22 protein-coding genes are annotated in these 25,422 nt (G+C 64.9%); 14 read left to right on the top strand and 8 right to left on the bottom strand.

All coding sequences use genetic code 11. From position 1 onward, the window contains the following. Positions 1 to 11 precede the first annotated feature (11 nt). Positions 12 to 932, bottom strand: coding sequence for a LysR family transcriptional regulator (locus AC07P1_RS18520; RefSeq protein WP_494697193.1), 921 nt, complete (start codon positions 930 to 932; stop codon positions 12 to 14). Between the two features lie 103 nt (positions 933 to 1,035). Here AC07P1_RS18520 and AC07P1_RS18515 point away from each other — a divergent pair, with 103 nt between their 5' ends. The 3 genes from AC07P1_RS18515 to AC07P1_RS18505 all read left to right on the top strand — a co-directional run bounded on the left by AC07P1_RS18515 (position 1,036) and on the right by AC07P1_RS18505 (position 3,661). Beyond that, positions 1,036 to 1,362, top strand: coding sequence for a nuclear transport factor 2 family protein (locus AC07P1_RS18515; RefSeq protein WP_494697192.1), 327 nt, complete (start codon positions 1,036 to 1,038; stop codon positions 1,360 to 1,362). Next, positions 1,359 to 2,138: an SDR family oxidoreductase gene (locus tag AC07P1_RS18510; protein ID WP_494697191.1), complete on the top strand. Its 780-nt coding sequence runs from the start codon at positions 1,359 to 1,361 to the stop codon at positions 2,136 to 2,138. The genes AC07P1_RS18515 and AC07P1_RS18510 overlap by 4 nt, the downstream gene beginning before the upstream one ends. A 71-nt stretch (positions 2,139 to 2,209) precedes the next feature. Beyond that, positions 2,210 to 3,661, top strand: a complete 1,452-nt coding sequence (locus AC07P1_RS18505) for an HD domain-containing phosphohydrolase (RefSeq protein ID WP_494697190.1) — start codon at positions 2,210 to 2,212, stop codon at positions 3,659 to 3,661. A gap of 21 nt (positions 3,662 to 3,682) precedes the next feature. Here AC07P1_RS18505 and AC07P1_RS18500 read toward each other — a convergent pair whose 3' ends face one another. From AC07P1_RS18500 to AC07P1_RS18490, 3 genes are all read right to left on the bottom strand, one after another. Then, entirely contained in the window at positions 3,683 to 3,991 is a 309-nt protein-coding gene (locus tag AC07P1_RS18500) for a DUF1272 domain-containing protein (RefSeq protein ID WP_494697189.1), read from the bottom strand. An 89-nt stretch (positions 3,992 to 4,080) separates the two neighbouring features. Next, entirely contained in the window at positions 4,081 to 5,217 is a 1,137-nt protein-coding gene (locus AC07P1_RS18495; protein WP_494697188.1) for a nucleoside hydrolase, read from the bottom strand. Between the two features lie 133 nt (positions 5,218 to 5,350). Further along, on the bottom strand, positions 5,351 to 6,022 hold the full coding sequence (locus AC07P1_RS18490) for a hypothetical protein (RefSeq protein ID WP_494697187.1): 672 nt from the start codon (positions 6,020 to 6,022) through the stop codon (positions 5,351 to 5,353). Positions 6,023 to 6,208: 186 nt separating this feature from the next. Between AC07P1_RS18490 and AC07P1_RS18485 the strand changes: the two genes are divergently transcribed. Genes AC07P1_RS18485 through AC07P1_RS18475 form a run of 3 tightly spaced genes read left to right on the top strand, consistent with a single transcriptional unit; the run spans position 6,209 to position 10,814 of the window. Then, complete coding sequence (locus tag AC07P1_RS18485; protein ID WP_494697186.1) at positions 6,209 to 8,482, top strand: TonB-dependent receptor; 2,274 nt, start codon at positions 6,209 to 6,211, stop codon at positions 8,480 to 8,482. A 27-nt stretch (positions 8,483 to 8,509) separates the two neighbouring features. Next, complete coding sequence (locus tag AC07P1_RS18480; RefSeq protein ID WP_494697185.1) at positions 8,510 to 9,451, top strand: carbohydrate kinase family protein; 942 nt, start codon at positions 8,510 to 8,512, stop codon at positions 9,449 to 9,451. Then, positions 9,444 to 10,814, top strand: a complete 1,371-nt coding sequence (locus tag AC07P1_RS18475; protein WP_494697184.1) for an NCS2 family permease — start codon at positions 9,444 to 9,446, stop codon at positions 10,812 to 10,814. The genes AC07P1_RS18480 and AC07P1_RS18475 overlap by 8 nt, the downstream gene beginning before the upstream one ends. Positions 10,815 to 10,817: 3 nt before the next feature. Here AC07P1_RS18475 and AC07P1_RS18470 read toward each other — a convergent pair whose 3' ends face one another. Then, complete coding sequence (locus tag AC07P1_RS18470) at positions 10,818 to 11,579, bottom strand: GntR family transcriptional regulator (protein WP_494697183.1); 762 nt, start codon at positions 11,577 to 11,579, stop codon at positions 10,818 to 10,820. A 294-nt stretch (positions 11,580 to 11,873) separates the two neighbouring features. Here AC07P1_RS18470 and AC07P1_RS18465 point away from each other — a divergent pair, with 294 nt between their 5' ends. The 4 genes from AC07P1_RS18465 to AC07P1_RS18450 all read left to right on the top strand — a co-directional run bounded on the left by AC07P1_RS18465 (position 11,874) and on the right by AC07P1_RS18450 (position 16,016). Then, on the top strand, positions 11,874 to 14,348 hold the full coding sequence (locus AC07P1_RS18465) for a TonB-dependent receptor domain-containing protein (protein ID WP_494697182.1): 2,475 nt from the start codon (positions 11,874 to 11,876) through the stop codon (positions 14,346 to 14,348). Continuing rightward, on the top strand, positions 14,348 to 15,505 hold the full coding sequence (locus AC07P1_RS18460; protein WP_494697181.1) for an esterase-like activity of phytase family protein: 1,158 nt from the start codon (positions 14,348 to 14,350) through the stop codon (positions 15,503 to 15,505). The genes AC07P1_RS18465 and AC07P1_RS18460 overlap by 1 nt, the downstream gene beginning before the upstream one ends. Before the next feature lie 86 nt (positions 15,506 to 15,591). After that, positions 15,592 to 15,861, top strand: coding sequence for a hypothetical protein (locus tag AC07P1_RS18455; RefSeq protein ID WP_363507783.1), 270 nt, complete (start codon positions 15,592 to 15,594; stop codon positions 15,859 to 15,861). Continuing rightward, positions 15,858 to 16,016: a PIN domain-containing protein gene (locus tag AC07P1_RS18450; RefSeq protein ID WP_494697180.1), complete on the top strand. Its 159-nt coding sequence runs from the start codon at positions 15,858 to 15,860 to the stop codon at positions 16,014 to 16,016. The genes AC07P1_RS18455 and AC07P1_RS18450 overlap by 4 nt, the downstream gene beginning before the upstream one ends. Positions 16,017 to 16,054: 38 nt before the next feature. Here the strand turns inward: AC07P1_RS18450 and AC07P1_RS18445 are convergent, their stop codons facing one another. Beyond that, positions 16,055 to 16,444, bottom strand: coding sequence for a GFA family protein (locus tag AC07P1_RS18445; RefSeq protein ID WP_494697179.1), 390 nt, complete (start codon positions 16,442 to 16,444; stop codon positions 16,055 to 16,057). Positions 16,445 to 16,617: 173 nt separating this feature from the next. On the opposite strand from AC07P1_RS18445, the gene AC07P1_RS18440 reads away from it, so the two are divergent. Beyond that, on the top strand, positions 16,618 to 16,833 hold the full coding sequence (locus AC07P1_RS18440) for a hypothetical protein (protein WP_494697178.1): 216 nt from the start codon (positions 16,618 to 16,620) through the stop codon (positions 16,831 to 16,833). Between the two features lie 22 nt (positions 16,834 to 16,855). Here AC07P1_RS18440 and AC07P1_RS18435 read toward each other — a convergent pair whose 3' ends face one another. After that, positions 16,856 to 18,007: a pyridoxal phosphate-dependent aminotransferase gene (locus tag AC07P1_RS18435; protein ID WP_494697177.1), complete on the bottom strand. Its 1,152-nt coding sequence runs from the start codon at positions 18,005 to 18,007 to the stop codon at positions 16,856 to 16,858. 151 nt (positions 18,008 to 18,158) lie between these two features. On the opposite strand from AC07P1_RS18435, the gene secD reads away from it, so the two are divergent. Then, positions 18,159 to 20,006 carry a protein translocase subunit SecD gene (secD, locus tag AC07P1_RS18430; protein ID WP_494697176.1) on the top strand — a complete coding sequence of 616 codons (1,848 nt, stop codon included), beginning with the start codon at positions 18,159 to 18,161 and terminating at the stop codon, positions 20,004 to 20,006. A gap of 39 nt (positions 20,007 to 20,045) precedes the next feature. On the opposite strand, the gene AC07P1_RS18425 is transcribed toward secD, so the two are convergent. Further along, on the bottom strand, positions 20,046 to 20,825 hold the full coding sequence (locus AC07P1_RS18425) for a carbonic anhydrase (protein WP_494697175.1): 780 nt from the start codon (positions 20,823 to 20,825) through the stop codon (positions 20,046 to 20,048). Between the two features lie 228 nt (positions 20,826 to 21,053). On the opposite strand from AC07P1_RS18425, the gene AC07P1_RS18420 reads away from it, so the two are divergent. Together AC07P1_RS18420 and AC07P1_RS18415 are read left to right on the top strand one after the other, a co-directional pair. Next, positions 21,054 to 24,518 (top strand): DUF748 domain-containing protein, encoded by a 3,465-nt coding sequence (locus AC07P1_RS18420; RefSeq protein WP_494697174.1) that lies wholly within the window; start codon positions 21,054 to 21,056, stop codon positions 24,516 to 24,518. Then, the gene (locus tag AC07P1_RS18415) at positions 24,519 to 25,376 is read left to right on the top strand and encodes an EamA family transporter (protein ID WP_494697173.1); all 858 of its coding nucleotides are present in this window, start codon (positions 24,519 to 24,521) and stop codon (positions 25,374 to 25,376) included. Positions 25,377 to 25,422 lie beyond the last annotated feature (46 nt).

Raw genomic sequence — 25,422 nt, 5'->3', positions numbered from 1 at the left:
GCATTTGGGTACTAGCGGGCGCAGCTGACATCCAGCGCGCCTTCGTCGGCAAGCCGGGACACCTGCTCGATCAGCGCGCGCATCTTCGGCTGGTTCTGGGTGCGCATGGGGAAGTAGAGGAACAGTCCGGATGTCTCCGGCACGAACTCCGCCAGCACCCGCACCAGTCGCCCGCGCCGCACGTCCTCGTCGATTTCAAGGTCGGGCAGGTAGGCGATGCCCATGCCCTGGCGTGCCCACTCGGCAAGCATTTGCGTATCGTTGGCGGTCAGCGCGGCGTCGGTGTCGAGCAGCAGTTCGCCGTCGCCGCCGGTCAAGCGCCAGGGCGGCAGGCGGCTGGAGGTGGAGAAACGATAGCGCAGCGTTTGATGCCCCAGCAGATCGCGTGGCCGTTCGGGAGTGCCGGAGCGCTCGAAGTAGCCCGGCGACGACACCAGCGACCACGACAGCGGCCGGCTAAGCCTGATGGCCACCATGTCCTGCGCGATCGCCTGTCCCAGCCGGATGCCGGCGTCGTAGCCCGCCGTCACCAGGTCGACCAGGCCGTCGTCGAGCGACAGGTCGAAGGTGATGTCGGGGTAGGCGGCGCGCATGCGCGGCACCAGGAAGCGGGCGACGAGAAAGCCGAAGGCGCGCGGCGCGGTCAGGCGCAGATGGCCCGACGGGCGGCTCTGGAACCGCGACAACTCGTCGAACGCCTCGTCGATCTGGCCGACCGCCGGCTTGAGCGCGGCCAGCAGCCCAGCCCCGGCATCGGTCAGCGAAACGCTGCGGGTGGTTCTGACGAACAGCGGCACGCCGTGCCTTTTCTCAAGCGCGCGCACCCCTTTGCTCACCGCCGTCGGCGTGATGTTCAATCGCCTGGCCGCCCGGGTGAAGCTCCGATCATCCGCCACCGCGAGAAACAGTCGAATCAAATCAAGCGAACTCATAACGGCCTATTTTGAACCATTGGTTCATAGCGCATGTCCATTGACATCCTTTTTCTTCATGATGGCCGAATATACACTGGCTTCACACATTGAGGAGAATGACATGAACAAATTTCCACAAACCATCACCGAGTACGTCGAGGCCACCAACGCCCAGGAAGCGCCGCGCGCCGCGGCGTGTTTCCATGAGGAGGCCATCGTCCATGACGAAGGCCACACGCATCACGGCCGGGAAGAAATCGCCGCATGGGTCGCCGAAACCGGCGAGAAGTACCGCGCGACGATAGAGCCGGTCGATCTGGAGGAAACCGATGGCCGCCACATTCTGCGGGCGACCGTCCGGGGCAGTTTCCCGGGCAGCCCCGTCGCGTTGAACTTCAACTTCGTGCTGCGCGCCGGAAGCATCCAATCGTTGGAGGTCAAGCCATGAGCCGCTATCTCTTCGAAGGCAAGCACGCCCTGGTCACCGGCGGCACAAAGGGGATGGGGGAGGCTATCGTCCGCAAGCTGGTGGAGGAAGGCGCGACGGTCATCGCCCCGGCGCGCCACTTGCCGCCGGAGCCGCTGGCCGGGGTGCGCTACCTCGAAGCGGACGTGTCCGGCGCGGAAGGGGCGGCTTACGTCGCCGACGCCGTCAAGCGCGAGTTCGGCCATCTCGATTTCCTTGTCAATAATGTGGGCGGCTCGTCCGCCCCCAGCGGCGGCGCGCTGGCGCTGACCGACGACATGTGGGACGCGGCGTTCCAGGTCAACCTGATGGCGGCCGTGCGGCTCGACCGCGCGTTCCTGCCGGCGATGTTGGAGCTCGGCGCCGGCGCCATCGTCCATATCACGTCGATCCAGCGGCGGCTGCCGTTGTTCGAGTCGACCGTGGCGTACGCCGCCGCCAAGGCCGCCCTTGCCAACTACAGCAAATCGCTGGCCAACGAATTCGGCCCGCGCGGGATTCGTGTCAACGCCGTCTCGCCCGGCTTCATTGAAACGACCGCCGCTCAGGCCCTGATCACCCGCATGGCGACACACAGGCAAGGCAGCGAGGACGAGGCGCGGGAGGAACTCATGGCGTCGCTGGGCGGAATCCCGATCGGCCGTCCCGGTAGGCCCAACGAGGTGGCGGAGCTGGTGGCGTTTCTGCTGTCGCCGCTGGCGGCCTCGGTCCATGGCGCCGAATTCGTGATCGATGGCGGTACCACGCCGACCGTTTAGACGGCGGAAGTGGACAAGGCCGTGCGCCGCTTCGGGTTGCCGTGGACAGGGTTTTCCTCTACAGTACAAAAATGCAACAAGACCACACCGTCACCGTCGAGGAAGCCGTCCAACTGCTGGCCATGGTCGGCGACTTGAGCATGGGCCAGCCCACCAATCAATCGATACGCTCGGCCCATCTGGCCGAGCGGCTGGCGCTGGCCGACGGCGCCGAGCCGGGGGCGTGCGGCCACGTGCGGCTGGTGACCTTGCTGCGCTGGTCGGGATGCACGGCCAACGCCAGCGGTTTTTCCGCGCTGCTGGGCGACGATGTCGCGGGGCGCGACGCGATGCTGCTGGGGACCCTCCCGCCCGACAACCGCATGACCTTTACCAGCGTGGAGCCGCTCGCCCGCATCCATTGCGAGGTGTCGGGCGCGATCGCACAGGTGATGGGCTTGCCGGAGGAGGTCGAGACCGGGCTGCGGCGCTTCTGGGAGCACTACGATGGCGGCGGCACACCCGAACGCCTGTCCGACCCGCAGATTCCACGCCTGGTGTACCACGCCAACCTGGCGGGGGATCTGGAGCTTCTGACGCGCGCCCGTGGCGTGGACGAGGCGCTGCGGCTGATCGCCACGCGCGCCGACAAGAAATATCCGGCCGATCTGGTGCGCCTGCTGGCCACGCATGCCGGGGCATGGCTCGAGGCGATCGAGGCGCCGGCCTGTCCGGCGCAGATTCCGGCGTTGACCGAACATGTGTCCCTGACCATCGTGGCCGACACGATCGAGCTGAAATTGCCATGGTTGCTGGGCTATTCGCGCCGCGTGGCCGACCTTGCCGAACGCGCGGGGGCACTGGCCGGCCTGTCGCCGTCCCAGCAGCGCTGCCTGGGACGCGCCGCGCTCATCCACGGTGTCGGCCGCGCGGCGGTGCCGAACATCGTCTGGGAGCGCGCCGGCAAGCTCGGGATGGCGGACTGGGAAAAGGTGCGTCTGGTGCCATATTGGATGGCGCGTGCCGGCGTGCAGATACCCTCGCTGCGGGCGGAGGCGGCGCTCGCGTCCCATGTCTACGAACGGCTCGACGGCAGCGGCTATTACCGCGACCTCGATGCCGACTCGCTCAACATGCCGCAACGGATACTGGCGGCAGCTGCAGCGTATGCCGCGTTGTGCATGCCGCGCCCCTGGCGCGCCGCGTGCGCGGCGCCGGAGGCGGCGCGTATCCTGTCGGAGGACGCGGCGGCCGGGCGCTTCGACATGCAGGCCGTGAACTTCGCGATCGCCGCCGCCGACGGCACTTGCGTCGAGGCGGGCGAACCCGCGTCGCCGCGCAGGAAGCTGCTGTCGGAGCGGGAGATCGCGGTACTGCGCCGGCTCAGTCTTGGAGAAAGCAACAAGGAGGTGGCGCGCGAGCTGCAGATCAGTCCCTCCACGGTGGGCACCCACGTCGAGAGCATCTTCCGCAAACTCGAATGTTCAACCCGGACCGCCGCCACCTTGAAAGGGCTGACCCTCGGTTTGATCCACGCCGAGTGATCAACCGGAGCGCGTCCGGCTTTACCTCGCCTCGGGCGGGATGGCTTTTATTTCAGCGGCGAAGGCGGCGTGCGTCGCCGCATCCACCGGCTTGTGCTTGATCTCCGTCCTGGCCGGATCATTGCCGAGGTAATTGTTGTTCTTCCAGTTCTTCGACGGCCTGACCGGCCTTGGCGTGAAACCGCCGCCGCAATTGGGGCAGACGTTCGACACGACGTTCTCGACGCAGTCGGCGCAGAAGGTGCACTCGTAGCTGCAGATGCGCGCGTCCAGCGCCTCTGGCGGCAGGGATTTATCGCAGTGTTCACAGGTCGGTCTGAGTTCAAGCATGGGTTTTTTCTTTGGTTGGCTGCGCTGCTTGCAAGTATAGCAATAACAGCGCAGCGCGTCGCCAAAGGGGCGGCCACATGTTTTGCTTCTTAGTTGGCTTTGTCCGCCGCCGCTTTGGTGGACACCGGGACCGGGGCTGTCAGGCCGTCCACATAAAAATCGAAGAAGCGCCGGTTGTCGAAGCGTTGCACCACGGTCGCAGGTTGCAGTCCCGGTTGCGCCGTCGCGTGGCCGATCGAGCGGCCGTTGTTGGCGCCGACCGTGGTGTCGACGTCGATCCAGCGCCGCGCGGAGCGGGTGGCATAGGTCGGATCGGCCAGGTAGGCGAGGGTGAGTGTGTCCCAAACGTCGGTGCGGTAGGCTGGATTGGTTTCAAAGCCGTTCTTCCCGTCGTAGCCATAGCCGTTGAGCTGTTTGAATAATCTGGCGATGATGCCATCCCTGGCCGCGCCGTTGACGACGCGGTCGTAGACCTGCTTGTCGATTTGAACGGTGTTGGTGACGTCGAGCGGGAATATGACGTGACGCAGCGGCAGCCGCAGGACTTCGCGCGCGGCTTCCGGATCGAACCACCAGTTGAACTCCGCCGTCGGCGTGGTGTTCCCGGCCACGTCGAACGCGCCGCCCATGTAGATGATCCGGCCGATCAGCGGCACGATGTCGGGGTGGCGCCGCACGGCCAGCGCGATGTTGGTCAGCGGGCCGATGGCCAGTATCGTGACTTGTCCCGGATGGCGCCGGACACTGTCGGCGATGAAGTCGGCGGCCTGTTGGTCGCGTACCTTGGTGTGTTGCGCGGGACCGTCGGGTGGTGCCTTGATATCGGTGTCGGACTTGGGTTCGGGCCAGTTCCACGCGCCCAGGTAGCCGTCGCCGCCCGGGTGTTGTCGCTGTTCTTCGCGGATGGTGGCAAGGTCGTGCGACAGCGCGAGGTTGGCGCCGGCGTAGACGCCCACTTGTTGTTCGATGCCCAGGCGTTCGACGGCTTTCAGCGCGTCGCCCACCTCCTGGCGCAGCCATTTGTTCCCCGAGACGACCGTGAGGCCGAGTACCTCGATGCGGCCGCGCGCCTGGAGTTGGGCGGCGATGGCAAGCAGTTGGCCATCGTCGTTGAGGGTGCCGAAGTCGCTGTCGATGATGATCTTGGGGATGGTCGTCGTTGCCACGGCGTTCTGCGTGCCGATCAGCGCCAACGCGCAGGCCATGATCATAATTGTTCGCCGCACTATGCTCTCCAGTGAAATTGATTTTCGTAGGGCGGATTAGCGCAGCGTAATCCGCCATAATCCGCCGACGGAGCTTGGCGGATTACGCTGCGCTAATCCGCCCTACGTGTTTCAGATGTATTCAGTTGACGCGTTATTTAGCGAGTCGCAGTTCATCGAACACCATGCGGCACACCGCTTCGCATTTTGCCAGGTCGAAGCGGTTCTCCGTGCGCACGCCGGACTCCATGTCTATCCAGTAGCTGGCGTCTCCGGCGATCTGGAACTTTAGCAGAGTGTCGCGGACCGTGTCCGGACCCAGTCCCCCCGAGTAGCCGCAGAACGGCAGGCCCGCCCTCACCGCCGGCCAGGTGGTCGGCCGCACGCCGGTCCCGAACGAGACGTCGTACAGCCAGTCCACCCGCGTGTCGGACGGGAAGTCGCCCTGGCATTGCAACGCGGCCCGCACGCCTTGCCGCGCGCCGAAGATGGCGCTGTTGCGGATCTCTCCGTCGCTGCTGCCTGCGCGCCCATGGTTGATCTGAACCCTGGAAAACCCCGCGAGGTCGATCGCGGCGTCGCCGGTTTCGACGATGCTGCGCGCGGCGGCGCCGCAGATGTGGGCCGACAGCCGCAGCGGCGCGCTTTGCAGAACGCGGCGCACGCCGGAGGTGGGGAACAGCGGCGATCCCTCCTGCGCGGCGTCGAGCAGCACGCCCCATTCGATCGGGTAGCGCGCCGAGAGCGCGAGCATCCCAGGCAGAAGATCGGCGCGGTCGATGCCGGTGAAGGTGATGTAGGCGGGTGGTGTGTAATCGGTTGTCATTTTTGTTTGGATGTTTAGTGGTACGTACCATGATTGCATCTATGTGGAAGAAACTCAACCTTAATTCGCTGTAAACGCAACAAATATCTAAAATAAAAAAATAAATTAACTTGAGGTCCGTACCACTATAGAATTTACTACGGACATAAAAGCTAATCTAATCAACGCGGGAGGAATTGTATGCGGATGCTCAAAATTGAAGGCGCGGCCATGGTGGGTGTGGCCTTGGCCGTGGCGGCGGTGCCTGTCGCCGTGCGGGCGCAGGAGCAGGGGGCGGAGCAGAAGACGGAGCAGACCCGGTCGCCGGCGACCGCCGGCCAGTTGCAGACCGTGACGGTAAGCGCCGAGCGGCGCGCGGAGAATGTGCGCAACGTTCCCGTCTCGGCGACCATCATCGGCGAGGAGACCTTGAACGCGCTCAACTCCGGTGGACAGGATATGCAGATGCTGGCGGGCCGCGCGCCCAGCCTGCAGGTGGAGTCCTCGTTCGGACGTGGCTTCCCGCGCTTTTATCTGCGCGGCTATGGCAACGTCGATTTCCATCAGAACGCCTCGCAGCCGGTCTCGCTGATCTACGACGACGTGGTACAGGAGAGCGCGGTGCTGAAGGGCTTCCCGGCTTTCGACCTTGAGCGCATCGAGGTGCTGCGCGGGCCGCAGGGTTCCCTGTTCGGCCGCAACACGCCGGCCGGCGTGGTCAAATTCGATTCCGTGCGGCCGTCGCAAACTCCGGGTGGCTATCTCACCTTGTCCGGCGCCACCCACAACACCTCCAGCGTCGAGGGTGCGCTCAATCTGCCCTTGGGTGGCGACTGGGCGGCCCGGGTGTCGCTGCTCGGACAGCACCGCGACGACTGGATCGGCAATTCGCGCCAGGGCACGTCCGACCAGTATGGCGGCTACAACGACACCGCCGTGCGCGCCCAGTTGCTGTATAAGCCGAGCGGCGGCTTCGAGGCGCTGGCCAATCTGCACCAGCGCACGATGAACGGCAGCGCGTCGCTGTTCCGTGCCAATATCATCCAGAAGGGCAGCGACGCGCTGGTGCCGGGCTTCGACGTCGGCAGCGTCGCCACCGATGGCCAGAACGGCCAGTACCTGAAAAACCACGGCGGCAACCTGCGCCTGAAGTGGCGGCTGGACGGCGTCACCCTGCATTCGGTGACCGGTTACGAAACCGTTCGCGTATTCAGCCGCGGCGACATCGACGGCGGTTACGGAGCGGTCTACGCGCCGCCTTCCGGCCCGGGCTTCATCCCGTTCGTGGTTGAATCGGCCGACGGCACCAAGGGCCATCACCAGTTCACCCAGGAGCTGCGCCTGGAGTCCGATGCCGGGCAGGCGCTCAAATGGCAGGCCGGATTGTTCTACTTCGATGAGCGCTACCAGATCGACAGCTACAGCTACGACACGCTGGGCGGCGGTGCGCTCACGTCGGACATCCGCTCGCACCAAAAGAACGACGCCTACGCCGTCTTCGGGTCGGCCAACTACGACGTCACGCCGCGCGTCAACCTGCGCGCCGGCGTGCGCTATACACGCGATAACAAGGATCTGGTTACGGAGCCGAACAACAAGCCCGGCGGCGGTTCCGACATCGACGCTTCGACCGGGCTGGCCACCAGCACCGGCGTTTCCAAGGTCAACTGGGATATGAGCGGCGTCTACAAGCTCAGCGAGGCGGCCAACCTGTACGCGCGCGTCGCCACCGGCTTCCGGGGCGCGACCATCCAGCCGGCGGCCACGTTCAATCCGATGTCGGTGGCGCGGCCGGAAACCATCACGTCCTATGAAGTGGGCTTCAAGACGGACCTTTTCCAGCGCAAGGCGCGTCTGAGCTTCGACGTCTACAGCTACACGGTCAAGGACCTGCAACTGACGGCCGTCGGCGGCACCTCCAACTCGGCGATCCTGTTGAACGCCGACCGCAGCGCCGGCCGTGGCGCGGAGCTGGACCTGGACGCCTACCTCGGCGAGAACCTGCTGTGGAGTTTTGGCGGCAGTTACAACCACACCAGGATCAAGGATCCCGGCTTGACGGTCGGCGCCTGCGCCGCCTGCACGGTGCTCAATCCGACGGTCGTCAAGGGTGGTTCGACCCTGGTTCTGATCGACGGCAATCCGCTGCCGCAGGCCCCGCGCTGGAGCGCCAACACCTCGCTGAAATACACCTACCCGGTGGCCAACGGCGAATTCTACGTCTACACCGACTGGGTGTATCGCAGCGCCGTCAACTTCACCTTGTACCGTTCCGCCGAATTCACCGGCAAGCCTTTGTTGACAGGTGGATTGCGGCTCGGGTACAAATGGGACAATGACCGCAACGAGGTGGCGCTGTTCGGCCGCAATATCACCAACCGCGTGCAACTGGTGGGGGGTATCGACTTCAATAATCTGACCGGCTTTGTCAACGATTCCAACCCGCGTATCTTCGGCGCCCAGTTCAGTCGGCGCTTTTGAGCGGAACGGTCTTTCAGGAACATGTGCATGCGTGATCTTTTCAGTTTTCCAGACGGCCGCCGTTTCGACCTGCTGGCCTTTGGCGACCCCAATATCGATCTGCTGTTCACGGTCGAACGGGCGCCGGCGGCCGACCAGAAGGTGCTGGGGCGGCGCCTGCCGCCGTTCGCCGGCGGCACCGTCGCCAACGTGGCTTGCGCGGCCAGTCTGCTGGGCCGGCCGACCTTGGCCTACGGCCGCATCGCCGGCGATGCCGAGGGTGCGTTCCTGAGCCGGGAGTACGAACGCTTCGGCGTCGCGCTCGATCATGTGCGGGTGGTACCCGGGGCGACGTCGCCGACGGCTTTGATCATCATCGAGGCCAGCGGCGAGAAGGCGCTGGTGTATTCGCCGATGCCGGGGCCGACCCTGCAAGAGGAGACCTTCGCCGCGGCGCTGGCGCAGTGCCGCCTGTTGTATGCGATGCCCTACAACCTGCCGGAGTTCGAGCGGTTGCAGCAGCTGGCGCGCGAGGCGGGCGTGCCGCTGGCGATCGATATCGAGGCGGCGATGGTGGCCGGTCCGGATGAAATGCATCGGCTGCTATCCATGGCCGATCTGGTGTTCATGAACGACAGCACCTACCGCACCGTCATCGGCGCCGAGCCGGATGCCGCCGGCATGGCCGGCCTGCTGTCGCACGGACCGCGCATGCTGGTGGTGACCTGCGGCGCGCGCGGCGCCATGCTGGCGGCCCGCGATCCCGCTCAGTTTTTAACACAGCAGGCTTTCCCCGCCCGCGTGGTCGACGCCACCGGGGCCGGCGACAGCTTCAACGGCGCCTTCCTGGCCGCGCTGCTGGAAGGGCAGGCCCCGGCGAGCGCGTTGCGCTACGCCTGTGCCGCCGGCAGCATCGCCGTCACCGCCATCGGCGCCCGCTCGGCGCTGCCGACCCGCGCGCAGATCCAGGCGCTGCTCGATCATGCATAGCCCGACAACCACCGAAGGACGCGCCATGAGCCTTGCCGCGCGGGCCGACCGCTTCTTCCAGCTCAGTGCGCGCGGCACCACGCCGGCGCGCGAAGCGATCGCCGGCTGCACCACCTTCGCCGCGATGAGTTACATCGTGGTCGTCAACCCGTTGATCCTGGCCGCCGCAGGCATGGACCGCAACGGCCTGTTTTTGGCCACCATCGTCTCGGCCATGGCGGCCACGCTGGTGATGGCCTTGTGGGCCAACCTGCCGATCGCGCTGGCGCCGGGCATGGGCACCAACATCGTGTTCGCCCAGGTGGTGGTCGCGCAAATGGGCGTTCCGTGGCAGACCGGCCTGGCGATGGTGCTGCTCAACGCGCTGGTGTTTCTGGTGCTGTCACTGACTAAATGGCGGGCGCGCATCGTGGCCGCATTTCCGGAGCCGGTGAAAATCGGGATGCAATGCTCGATCGGCGTGTTCATCGCCTGGCTCGGATTGCGCAGCGGCGGCCTGCTGGTGGGCGACGCGGGCTCGCTGGTGGCCTTCTCACGCCTGCACGACGGCGCCGCGTGGCTAACGCTGGGCGGCATCCTGTTCACCGCCATGCTGCTGGTGCGGCGCGTGCCGGGCGCATTCCTGCTGACGATGCTGGTGGTGAGCGCGGTCGGCTTGTTCGTCGCCGACGCGGAAGGGCGCGCGTTGACCCGGCTGCCGGATCACTGGTTCGGGGTGCCGACCTTCACAGGGGAACTGCTGTTCGCGCTCGACTTCCGTGGATTTTCCTCGCACTTCATGTTGCTGCTGCCGGTGACGCTGTACTTTCTGCTGATCGAATTCTTTTCCGGCACCGCCACCATGTTCGGCGTGATCCGCAGCGCCGGGCTGTTGAGACCTAACGGCGACTTGCCAAGCGCGCGGGCGGCCTTCGCATCCGACGCCTTGGGCAGCGTGATCGGCGCGGCCGCGGGCACCTCCACCGTCACCGCTTTCGTCGAATCGGTGGCCGGGGTGGAGGCTGGCGCGCGCACCGGCTTGAGCGGCGTGGTGGTGGCCGCGCTATTCGGATTGGCGCTGTTTTTCGGGCCTTTGCTGACGGCGATTCCGGCCTGCGCGACGGCGCCGGTGCTGGTGATGGTGGGACTGTGCATGCTCGACGGCCTGCGCGACCTCGATACCAGCACGCCGGAGAATTACCTGCCGCCGCTGCTGATGTTGCTGGTCACCGCCTGTTGTGCGGACCTGATGGTGGCGCTGGCGCTGGGCTGCTTCGTCTACACGCTGATGCTGGCCGCGCGGCGGCGTTGGCCCGGCGCCATGGTGCTGGGGCTGGACGCGGTGTTCGTGCTGTACCTGGTGCTGCGCGGCGCCATCGTTTGAACGTCAGGACGCGCTGCCCTTGCTGATGCGGGTTTTGTAGCGGTAGGGCGGCACGTACTTCATCTCGCAGTATTCGACCGGTTCGCGCCGGTCGGACAGCATCACGCGCTCGCACAGCAGCAGCGGGGTGCCGGCCTGCACGCCGAGCAGCGCCGCATCTTCGGCGTGGGCGGCCACCGCGCCCACGCTCTCCAGGCTTTCGGACGGCTTGATGCCGAACTTCTCGATCAGGATGCGGTACAGCGAGCCGACTTGTTCCAGCTCCTTTTGCTCCAGCTTGGCGCCGGCCGGCAACCGCAAAAACGATTCCTGCAGCCCGATCGGTTTGCCGTCCATCAGGCGCACGCGTTTGATGCGCAGCAGCGGCTCGTCCGGCTGCATGTGCAGCAGACTGGCCACGGCCATATTGGCTGCCACCGTTTCCATCGCCAGGATGGTTTGACCGGGCACGCCGCCGCGCTTGATGGTGTCGTCCGTGAAGCTGTCCAGGAAGCGCGACATCTGGCGCACCGACTCCGGCGCGGCGAAGGTGCCGCGCCCATGGTCGCTATAGAGCAGGCCCTGTTCCTCAAGCAGACGGATCGCCTTGCGGACGGTGTCGCGGCTGACCTGGTAGGTGACCGCCAGATCACGCTCGGCCGGCATCGGCTCGCGGGCACCGATTTTCCCCGACTCCATCAACTGCTTCAAGGTTTCCGCCAACTGCTGGTACAGCGGTACGGCCTTGGTGGCGGTGGCGGCAGTGTCGGTGGTTCGTGATCGCATTCAATGTACCTGCTGTCGAGTGAATGATGGATGGAAGCGTATTGTAACCAAATGGTTTGCGGCCCGGTGAAAGCGTGTAAAGAACCGCCCGGATTATGACAGTTCCGTTACATTGGTACGAACCTTTTGCAACATGCTATCGATATAGCTAGCAATATATGGCATTTACATTGCAAAGTGGTACGAACCACTATAACATGATCTTAAATTAAACGAGACCGCCGGAGACAAGCGGTCCGACACAACAAGTTCGCCTCTGTCACATGGCGCTGAAACCACAATTAGGGGAATTCGATGTATGCACGACTAGGGATGTTCGCTGCCGGATCGGCGGCGGTGATGCAGTTGGGGGTGGCGCACGCGCAGCAGCCGGCCACGGAAGCGGCGGGCGAGGTGGCGCCGACGGTGGTGCAGGTCACCGGCCAGGCCCTGGGCAAGGGCGAGGCGCGCGCCAACAGCGTGATCGACCTGGCCGTGATCGCCGAGCAACCGGCCGGTCTCGATCCGCTGAAGTTATTGGCGCGGGTGCCGGGCATGCAGGTCAGCTCCAGCGACGCGCTGACGGGCAGCTTCTCGATGCGCTTGTCGATGCGCGGCTTTAACAAGGAGCAGATCGGCATCTCCATCGACGGTATTCCCAACGGCTCCACCTTGTCGAACGGCGGCACGATGCCCAACCGTTTGCTGGACCCGGCCAACCTGATACGCGTCGACGCCTCGCAGACGGCCGGCGACCTTGGCACGCCGTCGAACCAGGCGCTGGGCGGCTACATCGACTTCAAAACGCGCGATCCGTCCAAGGAACGCGGCGGCGAGATCGAACTGGCGACCGGTAGCTTCGGCTACCGGCGCGGTTTCGTGCGCGTCGACACCGGCAAATCGGCGGCGGGCACCAGCGCCTACCTGGACTACTCGCATGAATACGTGCGCACCTGGCCGGGCGACGAATCGGGCCGCAACAGCCGCCGTCATGCCGACCTGCGCGTGCTGCAGGACCTGGGCGGCGGCTCCAGCCTGCGCGGTACTGTCAGCTACAATAAATTCAGCGACAACGACTACGATGCCGTCGCTCTGCTGGCCGAGTCGTCCAGGTTTTACAAGGCCACCTTCTACGGCAATCCGACCACCGACGGCCTGACCGACCACTGGACCGGCAATCCCGCCATCGACCAGAATTATCGCGGCACGCGTGGCATCAACAGCGAGGACATCCTGGCGCATGTCGACTGGACCCAACGCTTCGGCCAGAGCGGAAAACTGACCGTCAAGCCTTACTGGCACAAGCAGGAGGGCAACGGCTGGTTCTATGTGCCTTACGTTCAGTTGCCGGCCAACGGCCAGGTGTACAGCGCCGTCGCGGCGGGTGCCAGGCCGACTGCCACGGCCCAGGAGTGCTACCAGAATCAGTACCGGCGCGACGCCAACGGCGCCTTGATTCCTGTCGGCGCGGTGACGATTCCGGCCGGTTCCAGCAGCGCGGCGCTGTCGTCGGCCGGTTGCCCGGCGGCGGCCAGGTATGCGATGAATCCCGTCAGCCAGTGGGGCGCGCGCGAGGCCAGCACGCGCCGTAGCGATAATGCCATCGACCGCAAGGGGACGTTGGCGGAAGTCTCGGACACCTTGGGCGAGCACCAGCGCATCCGCATCGGTGGCTGGATCGAACGCACCAAGCGTGACAAGGACCGCAACTGGTTCGCCGTCACCGATCCGAAGGTCAGCGGCGCCTTCGAGGAAAGCGCGCTGTATTCGATCACCCAGGACCGCCACTATTCGTCCGACACCGCCATGGTCTACGCCCAGGACAAGGTCAGCCTGCTGGACGACCGGCTGCTGCTGGACCTTGGCGCGACCTATCAGCGCTTCAAGGAGGATTACTCGTCGCCGGTGGAATTCAGCGGCACGCGGTCGCTGAAGGTGAGCTCGAAACTGCTGCCGAAACTGGCCGCGCTCTACCGCGTGAACGACGACTGGGAAGTCTTCGCCAGCGGCTCGAAGAACTTCAGCGCGATTCCCGACAGCGTGTTCGAAGGAACGGCGGCCGTGGATTCGAAAAACGGCATCAAGCCGGAAACCTCGGTCAACAAGGATGTCGGCGTGCGCTGGACCAGCGACAACGGCTACGGCGCCGCGCTGACCGCCTACAAGATCGCCTACCGCGACCGCATCTCGATCCAGAACGGCAATCCGAATGGCGACATCTTTTCGCGCGACGCCACCACCACGTTCGCCAACCAGGGCGGGATCAGTTCCGAAGGCTTGGAGCTAACTTTGCGCGCGATGGGAACAGCCTACGAGTTGTACGCCAACGCCTCGTATAACGACGCCCACTATTCGAGCGACACGCCGGCAGAAGGCATCAAGTCGGGTGACCCCGTGCTTGGCGCGCCGCGCCGCAGCGCCTTCGCCGAAGCGACCTGGAAGCCGACACCGGAATGGCGCCTGACGGCCAACGCGCACTATGTGGGCGAGGCGGCCGGCACCTACGGCGCGGTGCCCAACACCGTCATCGCCGGCGGGCCTGCCGTGTATCCGCGCCAGTACATGCCGGCTTACACGCTGGTCGGCCTGAACTTCACCTACAAGCCGCGCGGCAGCCTGTTTGGCTACGGCAGCCGCACCGAGTTCGCGCTCAACGTCGACAACCTGTTCGATCGCCACTACCTGGGCGGTGTGGGCGCCGAGCTGTCGAGCTCCAATCCGCTCACCACGGGGCGCTACTTCCTGGGCAGCCCGCGCACACTGTATGCCTCGATGCGGGTTCGCTTCTGATGAAGGGATCGGTCGTGCTGGCGCGCGCCGTTGTCGCGGCGGTGTGCGCGGGCATATCGCTTGGCGGGTGTGCGGCGCGGAAGTCGGAGGTTGCGCATCCGGTGGCGGGGCTGCGCTTCATCGGCGAGCAGCGCATACCGCACCGCCAGGTGTTCCAGGGTACGCTGGTGGGCGGCTTGTCGGGCATCGACTATGATTCCCGCACCAGTACCTGGATCATGGCCAGCGACGACCGCTCCGAGCTGGGGCCCGCGCGGTTTTACACGGCGAGGCTTGATTACGACGCGCGTGGGTTCAGAGCGGTCAAGCTGGAGTCTGTGCACACGTTCCGGCAAGCCGACGGCAGCGCCTATCCGGCATTGAGGGACGCCGCGACGCGTGGCGGCGAGGTGGCCGACATCGAGGCGGTCCGCTTCGATCCGCTGGGCGACGGCATCTGGTATGCGAGCGAGGGCAGCGACGCCTTGGCGACGGGGCCGTTCGTCAAGCAGGCAGGCGGAGAGGGCGCCTACCGTTCGACGCTGCCATTGCCCGACATGTTCAAGTCCAGGCGTGACAAAACGGCCGGACCACGCGGCAATCTCAGTTTCGAGGCGGTGGCGTTCGCGCCGGACGGCCGGTCGCTGTGGGTGGGCATGGAGGCGCCACTGTACCAGGACGGCGCGCCGGCCAGCCCGGAGCGCGGCGCGGCGAGCCGCTTCACGCGGTTCGACCGCAACGGCAAGGTGCTGGCGCAATACGCCTATCCGATCGACCGCGTGCAAGGACGTCCGGCGCCGGGGCGCTTGGGCGACAACGGCGTGTCCGAGATGCTGGTGGTCGACAGCCGTCATCTGCTGGCGCTGGAGCGCTCGGGAGTACAGGACGCGGCGGGACGCTTCGCGTTCTTCATCCGCTTGTATCTGGTCGATGTGGATGGCGCCACCAACATCGCCGCTTTTCCGACGCTGGATGGCGCCGTCTACACGCCGCTCAAAAAACACCTGCTGATGGACTTCAACCGTGCAGGGTTGGACAAGGTCGACAACCTCGAGGGCATGAGCTGGGGGCCGGTGCTAGCCAACGGCCACCGCAGCCTGGTGCTGATCTCCGACGATAATTTCAGCGCCGACGAAGTGACGCAGTTGCTGGCTTTTGAGATGCTGCCCGGCGAATAGGCCGCCATCGGCATACGCTCTTTACAGGTGAAAAAAATTGACGACGGGTGTAGACTTGTTCTACCAAACCGTAATGAGGTGTGTTCATGGAACAAAGTGCACCCGATAAAGTCTATGAGTTGGATGAGCAACAAAATGCCGAGGTGGTAGCATTGGCCCGTCTGCGAAGCGAATCGCCTCAGTCGCTGGTTCGCGAAGCCGTCGCTAAGTATTTGTTGGACGCTGACTATGAAATGCGGCGCAAAGCCGCTTTTGCCGCATTAAAGCATCCTGAGCGGGACAACACGATGTTTGGTGGATGGAAGGGCGCTGGTGTTGATGGAGTCGAGTACCAGAATGAGTTGCGTTCTGAATGACTCATCTCGTCTTCGACACCAACATCCTGATCGATTATTTGAGCGGCCAGATAGAGGCTCTTTCGATTATTGATGGCTGTGCCAATCCCGCCATCAGTAAAATCGTTTACATGGAAGTCATGGGCGGGTGCAAACACTTCGCTTTGCTTCGGTGAACAAGCAAGAACGGGCTTGCCACGTTCACCCGGTTCCTTCACGACGTCGTTCTGCTTTGCTGATAACGCGGCAGATCCTGCGGCCAATGCAGCGCATCGGCCACGAAGATCTCGGTCTGTGGTAGCGCCTTCTCCGGGGTGTCCAGGCTGCTCGTGGTGATGTCGATCTCGTCGGGACTATCATCGTCGGTGAAGGTGAGTTGCGTGCCGCAGTGCGGGCAGAATGTGCGCGTGGCGTGCGAAGAAGAGCGGAAGCTGGCCGGCTCGCCGGCGGTGAAGCGGAAGTCGCCGGTCGCCACGGTGAACCACGCCACCGCCGGCGCGCCGGTGGTGCGGCGGCAGATGGTGCAATGGCATAGCGTCTGGTTGCGGATGTGCTCGGCGGCTTCGTAGCGGACGGCGCCGCAAAAACATTGTCCGGTCAGCATAGGGCCTCCTGAGCGTATTCGGTGCGGAGCTTTACGATACCCCAAATGCGCGAGTCGCCACGGTACCTTACTCCGAACCCATCGACCGTCTGCCCGTTTCCCTTGTCATGCGGCAATTACACGCCGAATCGCTTCGTGCTATGCTTTTCCTCACTTTCGTAAGGAGGACAATCATGCCCGCTTCCCACGACACTTACACCCGTCAGCAGGGGTTGAAAAACACCTATGACGTCGAATACACGGCGCTACGCTACCGGATTTCGCTGGATGGCAGAACGCTGAAAGACATTCAACTCGATATCCACAACACCTCCTCGCTCGATCCGGAGGCGGCATGGTCGCGTGCCGTGTACGACATCGAATTCCTGCGCGGAATGCCCGAAGCGTAGCGGCTACAGCCTAACCGGCTGATCACTGCCCGGCCACCACCGCGCCGGCCTGGGCGGCGAACCATGGCTGCATGCGGCGGATCGCCTCGGCGATTTCCGGCGTCGACACCGCAAAGCTGAAGCGGATGAAACGCTTGCCCTCGACCGGATCGAAATCGATGCCCGGCGCCGTCGCCACGCCCGTGTCGTTGAGCAGGCGCTTGCAGAAGTCCAGGCTGTCGTCGGTCAGGTGGGCGATGCTGGCGTAGATGTAGAAGGCGCCGTCCGGCGGGGCGATGGCGTTCAGGCCCAGCCCCGGCAGCGCGTCCAGCAGCAGGCGGCGGTTCTCGGTGTACACCGTCAGATGGCCTTCAAGCTCGTCGAGCGCGTCGAAGGCGGCCAGCGCCGCGTGCTGGCTCAGCGATGGCGCCGTCAGGAACATGTTGCCGCAATAGGTCCAGGTGCGGTCGATGTGTTCGGCCGGCACCAACAGCCAGCCCAATCGCCAGCCGGCCATGCTGAAGTATTTGGAGAAGCTGCTGACCACCAGCGCGTCCGGCGCGTACGCGAGGATGGTTTGCGCCGGTTCGACGTAGCTCAGGCCGTGGTAGATCTCGTCCGAGATGATGCGGATGCCGCGCGCCCGGCAGACCTGGGCGATCGCCTCCAGTTCGTCGGCGGCGATGATGGTGCCGGTCGGATTGGCGGGGCTGGCGATGATCACGCCGGCCGGCGCCGGCTCGATCGCTTCCAGCGCGGCGGCCGTGAGCTGGTAGCGCACCTCGGCGCCGCAGGCGATTTCCACCGGCTCCATGTGCAGCGCCTTGAGCGTGTTGCGGTAGGCCACGTAGCCGGGCCGCGCCAGCGCGATGCGGTCGCCCGGCGAGAACAGCGAGTTCAACGCCAGCACCAGCGCCGGCGACGCGCCGCAGGTCATGACAAAGCGGCTGGCGTCGACCTTGATGCCGTAGCGCTCGTCGTAGAAGCGCGCCAGGCGTTCCTTCAGCGGCGTGCTTTCCCAATATCCCATGTTGTCGGCGTCAAGCACCTGGTGGGCCTTGGCGATGGCCGCCTTCGGCGCGCCGGTCGACGGCTGGCCGAATTCCATGTGGATGATGGAGCGGCCTTCCGCCTTCAATGCGTGGGCGAGGCGGCTGATGCCGACGGCGTGGAACGGGTCGAGTTGCGCTTGCATGGATGTCCGATGGTCGAGGAGGTCGCATAGTGTAAGGCAAAACCGGAAAACCGCGTCCGCGGGCGGAGTTAAAAATAATTCAATGTCAGGCTTGTAATTTGTTTCGGGTAGCCAAAGATGAGGTCGGTCAAATTCTTAAAAAGACCTTAAGATGAATCGTTACCCGTTGTGGAAGTACCTGGTGATCGTCGCCGCGATTTTGCTCGGCGCGCTGTACACGGCGCCGAATTATTTCGGCGAGTCGCCGGCGCTGCAGGTGACCAGCGGGAAAGTGAGCGCGCGGCTGGACGGCGCCATGGTGGGGCGCGTGGCCGAGGTGCTGGAACAGGCGAAGATCCCCACGCGCGGCATCGTCTACGATGGTGGTTATTCCTCGGTGGTGGCGCGCTTTGCCGATACGGACACGCAGTTCCGCGCCAAGGCCGTGCTGGAGCGCGGGCTGAACACAGACCCCGCCGACCCGGCCTATCTGGTGGCGCTGAACCTGCAGGCCGACACGCCGCAATGGATGCGTTCCCTGCACGCGTTGCCGATGTACCTGGGCCTCGATCTGCGCGGCGGCGTGCACTTCCTGATGCAGGTCGACACCAGGGCGGCGCTGTCCAACAAGGTGCAAGGCATCCAGGCGTCGGCGCGCGGCCAGCTGCGCGATCAGAACGTGCGCCATCTCGGCATCGAGCGCGTCGGCGACAGCGTGGAAATCAAGTTCCGCGACGAGGCGGCGCGGCACAAGGCCAGGGACGTGCTGTCCCGCCAAAACCCCGATCTGGCCTTTGCCGACACGGGCGGGGGCGCCGAGCTGAAAACCGTGGTCACGCTCAAGCCGGAGGCGCTCAAGCAGGCCATCCAGGAAGGCATCAAGCAGAATATCGCGACCTTGTCCAAGCGCGTCAACCAGCTGGGCGTGGCCGAGCCCATCATCCATCAGCAGGGCGCCGACCGCATCGTGGTGCAATTGCCCGGCGTGCAGGACGTGGCGCGGGCGCGCACGGTGATCGGCCGCACCGCCACGCTGGAAGTGCACATGGTCGACGAGAGCGTGACGCGCGGCACCGAGCTGTCGGCGTCGATTCCGTTGAACTCGCGGCTGTACACGGCGGGCCGCGACGCGCCCGCCGTGCTCTACAAGGACGTGGTGCTGACCGGCGACTACATCACCAGCGCCACCGCCGGGCTGGACGATAACCAGCAGCCGGCCGTGTTCATCGATTTGAGCAGCGAGGGTGGGCGCAAGATGCGCGACGCCACCAGCGGACGCGTGGGCAAGCATATGGCCATCGTGCTGCTGGACAAGGGCAAGCCGGAGGTGATTTCGGTGGCGACGTTGACGAGCGAGCTGAGCAGCCATTTCCGCACCACCGGCGTGGGCAGCGCCGAGAACGCCGCCGAGCTGGCGCTGCTGCTGCGCGCCGGCGCGCTGTATGCGCCGATGGAGGTGATCGAGGAGCGCGCCGTCGGACCGCAGCTGGGCGCCGAGAACATCGAGAAGGGTTTCAACTCGACCTTGTACGGCTTTGCCGCGATCGCCGTGTTCATGATCGCCTACTACATGCTGTTCGGGGTGTTCAGCGTGCTGGCGCTGGCCTGCAATGTGCTGCTGCTGGTGGCGCTGCTGTCGCGGATGCAGGCGACCTTGACGTTGCCGGGCATGGCCGCCATCGCGCTGGCGCTGGGCATGGCGATCGACGCCAACGTGCTGATCAACGAGCGCGTCCGCGAGGAGCTGCGCGGCGGAGCACCGCCGCAAAAGGCGATCGCCGTCGGCTTCGACCGCGCCTGGGCGACCATCCTCGATTCCAACATCACCACCTTGATCGTCGGGGCGGCCTTGTGGATATTCGGCTCCGGCCCGATACGCGGCTTCGCCGTGGTGCACTGCCTGGGAATATTGACGTCGATGTTCTCGGCCGTCTTCATCTCGCGCGGCGTGGTCAATCTCTGGTACGGCGGCAGGAAGAAACTCAAGTCGATCTCGATCGGCACGGTGTGGCGCGGCTAGCCTTGGCGCCGGCCGCCGCGCCTATGGATCGCTGACTTTTTAGTCGTTGACTTGCACTTCACGACCGTTGGACGCCTGCACGGGACGGGCGTTCATCTTGTAGACATGGCCGAACTGGGCGATCTGCTCGGACGAGACTGGCACCGGGGTCTTCATCACGAACCACTTCACGCCTTCGCTGCATGGCGGCGTCGTCAGCGAGCCGTCGAAGGTGTAGTGGGTGTGGTTCTCCGGCAGCAAGGTGGCGATGTTGATGCTCACGCCGGGCACTTCCACTTCCTTTTCCTTTTGCAGCGGCAGGTTGTCGAAGATGGTCTTGATCATCGGGCGCTTGGCGCCCGGCTCCATCAGCACGCCGACCACGGCCAGTCCGCCCTCGGCGTTCTTGTGCACCAGGTGGGCGACCAGCGCGTAGCGCTTGCCGTCGATGCGTTCCTCGCTGGGCTTGTGGAAGTGGAATTGCAGCAGCTCGTAGCGCTTGCCGTCGACCGTCATGAAGCTGCCGGGGGCGTAGTTGACCTGGATCGTGTGGCCGTTGTCGATCAGCTTGAGCGGGCTGGCCTGGTAGTCGAATTTGAGCTCGGACAGCGCGGCATGCTTGGCGTCGGCGGTATGGATGTCGATCGGCGATTGCACCTTGCCCTGCGAGCACGAGGTGAATTTGCTGTCGATTTCGCTCCACTTGCTCGGACCGGTGTGACCGCTGTACGACCAGTGCGGGTGCGCTTGCGGTTCGGCGCAGTGGCCGGCGATCGATAGCAGGGCGAGGACGCCGCCGGCGGCGGCGGTGCGCAAGGTGGCGCGGATTGCGGTTTTCATAAGTTCTCCAGCGGATTTAACGACGAAGGCAAGGCGCTAAGAAGATAGCAACTTTAATTTCCATTAGACATTAAATTTACAACTAGTTATATATGTGAGGGCACGTGAAACACTAAGAAATATAAATATGTTGTTTTTGGGAATGTTTTTGATGTCCAGTAAGAAAGCCTTGCACTTGCTATACTGTTACGTGTTGAACATAAATCACGGGAAGCGGTTTTGCGGGCGATGACGATACGATGGAAGCGGTGGGGCTTGGGCGTGGCTGGCGCGGTGGGAGTGTATGCGCTGGCGGGCGGCTGGGCGTTGCCGTGGTTGATCAAGAGTCAGGTTCCCAAATTTGTCGAAACCGAGTTGGAGCGCAAAGCCAGCATCGGCGACGTCAGTTTTAATCCGTTTACCTTGCGGCTGGAAGCGAAGGACGTGCGCTTGACCGAGGCCAACGGCGCGCCGCTGTTCGGCGTCGGCGCGCTGGCGGTGGAGATGCAGTGGCGTTCGCTGGTGCGCCGGGCCTGGAGCCTGGCCGAGATCCGCGTCACCGCGCCGTCGCTGCAGCTGGCCATTGCGCCCGACGGCAAGTTCAACATCGCGCAGCTGATGGAGACGCTGGACAAGCGCAAGAAGGACGACAGCGACGGCGGCATGCCGCGCCTGATCATCGAACATTTCGCGCTCGAGCAAGGCAAGGTGGAGATGCATGATCGCCATGCCGGTTATAACGACACGTTCGCCCCCATCGCCTTCGAGCTGAACCATCTGAGCACGCTGCCGGACGAAAACGGCGACTACACCTTGAGCGCCGACGCCGGCCTGGGTGGCAAGCTGCGCTGGAAGGGCGCCGCCGCGCTCAATCCGATCGGCGGCAGCGGCATGCTGTCTCTGGAGAACGTGGCGTTGCCGGGCATGTCGACGTACCTGAAGTCGTTCATGCGGGTGGTTGTCGGCGACGGCCGCCTGTCGGCCAAACTACCCTACCGATTCGCCTACAAGGACGGCAAGCTGGACGCTGGCCTGGCCGGCGCCAGCCTGGCGTTGAACGACCTGGCGGTCCGGCATGCCGGCGCGGCGGCCCCGTTCGTCAAGCTGAAGTCGCTGGATGTGGGCGGCGTCGGCGTCGATCTGGGCCAGCGCTCGGTCGAAGTTGGCGGGCTGAATTTGACCGGCGGCGCGCTGGCGCTGCGGCGCGATGCCCAAGGCCGGATCGACCTGGCGAATTTGATGGTGCCGCCTTCCGCTTCCGCGCCCGTTGCCGAGCCCGCCGCCGCGGCCAAGCCGGCGGCGAGGGAGGCGGGCGGCTGGAAAGTGCGCTTCAAGCAGATCGGCCTGGACGATATCGCCGTCAACGCGCTCGATGAAACCGCCAGTCCGGCACTGAAGATCAGCACCGACAAACTGAAGCTGAAGCTGCAATTGCAGCTGGAAACCGCTGCGAGCGGGCTCAAGCTCAACATCGATGATGCCGCGTTCTCGATGGACAATCTGGCGCTGGTCGGCGGCGCGATGACGCCGTTGAAGCTTGGACAGCTGGGCTTTGAGGATGGTGCGCTCGATCTGGCCGCGCGCCGCGTCAGCCTGGGCCGTCTGTACGCGGATGGCGGCTTGCTGGATCTGTCGCGCGACAGCGCCGGCCGGTTCCTGTTCCTGGACCGCCTGCCCGGCGCGGGCTCTGGTGCCGCGGCGCCGGCCGCTTCGCCGGCGCCGGTCAAATCCGGCGAGGCCGCATGGGCCGCGTCCGTCAAAACGGTGGAGCTGAGCAAATTCGGCGCGCGCTATGACGACGCCAGTACCGGCATCAAAGCCACTCTGCGGGACTTCAATCTGAAGCTGACCGACGTCGGCGGCGACCTGAAAAAGCCGCTGGCGTTCCAGGGCGGTGTCGGCCTGCGCGAGGGCGGCCAGTTGACGGCCAAAGGCAAGGTGGTGCCGGCCACCGGCGCCGTCGATGCCGAGCTGAAGCTGACCAAGCTGGCGCTGGCGCCGGTGCAGCCGCTGCTGGGAAAATACGTCAAGCTCAAGCTGGCCGATGGCAGCGTTTCCGGCGAGGGCCGCCTGCGCACCGGCGCCGGTGGCAGCAGGGCCAATCCCGCCGTGCGCTACGATGGCTCGTTTGAAGTCGCCCAGCTGGCGCTTGACGAAGAAGACAACGACCACTTCGCGCGCTGGAAGTCGGTGCGCGCAGACAAGCTGGCGCTGAGCGTGTCGCCGAATTTGCTGGATGTCGCCGAGCTGCGCGTGGTGGAGCCGAACGCCATCCTGATCATCGAGAACGATCGCAGCTTCAATGCGCAGCGGCTGCTGGTGAAAAAGGCCGAGCCCGCGCCGGCAACAACTCCCTCGCCAACCGCGTCGGCGGCGCCCGCCGCCAGCGAGCCGTTCCCGATGCGCATACGCCGCGTGCGCTTCCAGAACGCCAAGCTGGACTTTACCGACTTGAGCCTGCGCCCGCAATTCGGTGCCAAGATTTACGAGCTCAGCGGGCTGATCACCGGGTTGTCGTCGAAGGCCGACGCCCGCAGCCAAATCGAGCTCGACGGCCGCGTCGACGACTACGGTCTGGCGCGCATACGCGGCCAGTTGAATCCGTTCGTCCCGGCGGACAACACCGACGTCAATGTCGTGTTCAAGAACGTCGACATGGTGTCGGCGTCGCCGTACTCGATGAAATTTGCCGGCTACAAGATCGCGCAGGGAAAAATTTCGCTCGACCTCCAGTACAAGGTGCGCAACAGCCAGCTGGAAGGCAACAATCAGATCGTGCTCGACAACCTGACGCTCGGCGAACGCATCGACAGTCCGGACGCGATCAAGCTGCCGCTGGAGCTGGCGCTGGCCATCCTCAAGGACAGCAACGGCCGCATCGACCTGGGCGTGCCCGTGTCGGGCAATATGAGCGATCCGCAATTCAGCTACGGCTCGCTGGTGTGGAAAGCCATCGGCAACATCTTGAGCAAGGTCGCGTTGTCGCCGTTCCGCGCGCTGGGCAATCTGTTCGGCGTCAGCGGCGACAAGCTGGACGCGGTCGATTTCGATGCCGGCAGCGACACCGTGTTGCCGCCGGAGCGAGAGAAGCTGCGCCAGGTGGCGAAAATATTAGAAAGCAAACCGCAGTTGAAGCTGTCGGTGCCGGGCCAGTACAACGAGGCGGCCGATGGCGCCGCGCTGCGGACGCAGGCGGTGCGTCGATTGGTGGTAACGCGGGCGGAGATCAAACTCGCGCCGGACGAACAGCCAGGGCCGCTTGATATCGGCCAGCGCAAAGTGCGTGGCGCCTTGCGCGACCTGTACGCCGAGCGCTTCGGCGCGGCCGAGCTGGACAAGCAGAAGAAGGCGGCCGAGGGGGCGGCCACCGTCAAGCCGGCGGCCGCGGAGGCCGACGACGAAGCCAAGGCCGCCGATCCCGGCGCGCAGAAGAAGCTGCCAATGTTGCAGCGCCTGGGCAAGATCGTCCAGGGTGAACCCCAGGTGGCCGACGCCAGCGCCTTTTACGGCAAGTTGCAGGAACGCCTGGAGCAAAACCAGCCGTTGCCGGAGGGCGCCTTGCCGCAGCTGGGCGCCAAGCGTGCCGCCGCGATTGTGGCGGCGCTGAAAGAGGCTGGCGTCAACGCCGCCGCGATACAAACGGCCGCGCCGGAAAAGACCGATGCCGCCATCGGCAAGCCGGTCGCGCTCAAGCTGGGACTGGCGGCGAAGTAGATGACCGCTGAAAAATCCCACGTCGGCGGCGGCGGCGCGCTGCTGGCCGGATTCGCGCTGTTATGCAGCCAACTATCGCTGAACGTCGGCGCGGCCGTCGCCAAGCATTTGTTTCCGCTGATCGGCGTCGAGGGTGTGACGGCTTACCGCGTGGGCTTCGCCGCGTTGCTGATGATGGCCGTGTTCCGGCCGTGGCGCACGCCGCTGACGTGGCAGCAGGCGTGCAACGTGGCCGTCTACGGCAGCGTGATCGGGCTGATGAATCTGATGATCTACCGCTCGTTCAATCTGATACCGCTGGGGATCGCGGTGGCGATCGAAGTGGCCGGTCCGCTGACGGTGGCGGTGCTGTCGTCGCGCCGGCCGCGCGACGTGGTGGCGATCGCGCTGGCGGTGGCCGGGCTGTATTTTCTGCTGCCGATACACGGCCATGTCGATCAGCTCGATGCGGTCGGCGTCGCCTACGCGGCCGGGGCGGCGGTGTGCTGGGCGCTGTACATCGTGTTCGGCAAGCGGGTCTCGGTCATGCATGGCGGGCAGTCGGTGGCGTGGGGCATGACGGCCGCGTCGCTGTTCATCCTGCCGGTCGGCGCGTGGTACTCGGGCGCGGTGCTGTTGACGCCGTCGTACATGGCGATCGGGCTGGCGATCGCGGTGATGTCGAGCGCCTTGCCGTACACCCTGGAGATGCTGTCGATGCGCAACCTGTCGTCGCGCACGTTCAGCATGTTCAGCAGCGCCGCGCCGGCGCTCAGCGCGCTGGCCGGCATGCTGCTGCTGGGCGAGCATCTGACGTTGACGCAGTGGCTGGCGATCGCCGCCATCGTGATGGCGTCGGCGTTGACGACGTTGAAATAGCGCCCGCGGCCCGCTAGTGTTGCTTTTAGTGCCAGATCGTGGCAGC

The sequence above is a fragment of the Duganella sp. GW821-FHT07F09 genome, assembly GCF_059418705.1.
This window is presented reverse-complemented; position numbering and strand designations above follow the sequence as displayed.